This window comes from Micrococcus sp. LASM2_SD2 (assembly GCF_057364565.1).
The window spans coordinates 1-1316 of the sequence record NZ_JBNFOB010000380.1; the positions used below are offsets into that span (position 1 = coordinate 1).

General features: G+C 75.0%; 1 protein-coding gene. It reads right to left on the reverse strand.

The annotated features are described in order from the left end of the window. Positions 1 to 1195, reverse strand: a 1195-nt coding sequence (locus tag AC2W7A_RS12525) for an ATP-dependent DNA helicase RecG (RefSeq protein ID WP_485991624.1), incomplete at its 3' end; no start/stop codon positions are given. Between the last annotated feature and the right edge of the window lie 121 nt (positions 1196 to 1316).

Consider the following 1316-nt stretch of genomic DNA (forward strand, 5'->3'; position numbering starts at 1 on the left):
CGTGTCCGGCCAGCGCCGCGGCGACCTCGTCGGCGGCCAGGGCGACGAGCCCGGCGTCGGCCACGACGTCCAGGTGGGCCAGGCCTGACTGCATGCCGGACTGGGCGGCGCCGAGGACGTCGCCGACACCCCGGCTGCGGAGGTCCTCCTGGGCGATGAGCATGCCGTCGTCGGTCCGCTCGAGGACCTGGAGCCGGTCCAGGGACGGGTGGCCGTCGGGCAGCCGGGTGACCAGCAGGCAGACCGCCGGGTCGGTGCCTCGGCCGACGCGACCGCGCAGCTGGTGGAGGGTCGAGAGCCCGAAGTCCTCGGCGTCGAGCACGGCCATAACGGTCGCGTTCGGGACGTCCACGCCGACCTCCACCACGGTGGTGGCCACGAGGACGTCCGTCTCCCGGGCGGCGAAGGCGCGCATGGCGTCCTCCTGCTCGGCCTGGTCCATGCGGCCGTGGACCATGTCCAGCCGGACCCCGGCCAAGGCGGGCAGGTGCTCCAGGCGGCGGACCATCTCCTCCACGTTGGCGTGCGCTGGGTCCTCGGGGTCCGGGTCGATGCGCGGGCACACGACGAAGGCCTGGTTGCCGGCGGCGACGTGTTCGGCGATTAGCTCCCACACCCGGGCGATGATGCGGGGGCCGTGCGCCATGCGGGCCACGTGCGTGGCGACCGGCTGACGGCCACGCGGCAGGCCGCGCAGGACGGTGAGGTCCAGGTCTCCGAAGACGGTCATGGCCACCGAGCGCGGGATGGGGGTGGCGGACATCACCAGCAGGTGGGTGCCCGGGTTGGCCTCGCGCAGCGCCTGGCGCTGGTCCACGCCGAAGCGGTGCTGCTCGTCCACCACGGCGAGGCCGAGGTCGAAGAACCCGACGCGGTCCGAGAGCAGGGCGTGGGTGCCCACGGCGATGCCCGCCTCGCCGGAGGCGAGCTTGAGCAGGGCCTGGCGACGCTCGGCGGTGCGCTGGGAGCCGGTGAACAGCACGACCTCGGTGGCCGGTCCGTCCGCCGCGGCGAGGGTCCCGGCCTCGGCGAGCTCACCCATCAGGGCTAGGAGGTTGCGGTGGTGCTGCTGGGCGAGGACCTCGGTGGGGGCGACGAGCGCGGCCTGTCCCCCGGCGTCGACCACCTGGAGCATGGCGCGCAGCGCCACGAGGGTCTTGCCGGCGCCGACGTCGCCCTGGAGCAGCCGGCTCATGGGGGGCGGCGGAGTCGAGGTCCGCGGCGATCCGATCGCCGACCTCCTGCTAGCCGGGGGTCAGGGTGAAGGGCAGCCGCGCGTCGAGGGCGTCCAGCAGGCCCCCGGTCCGGGCCGGCCG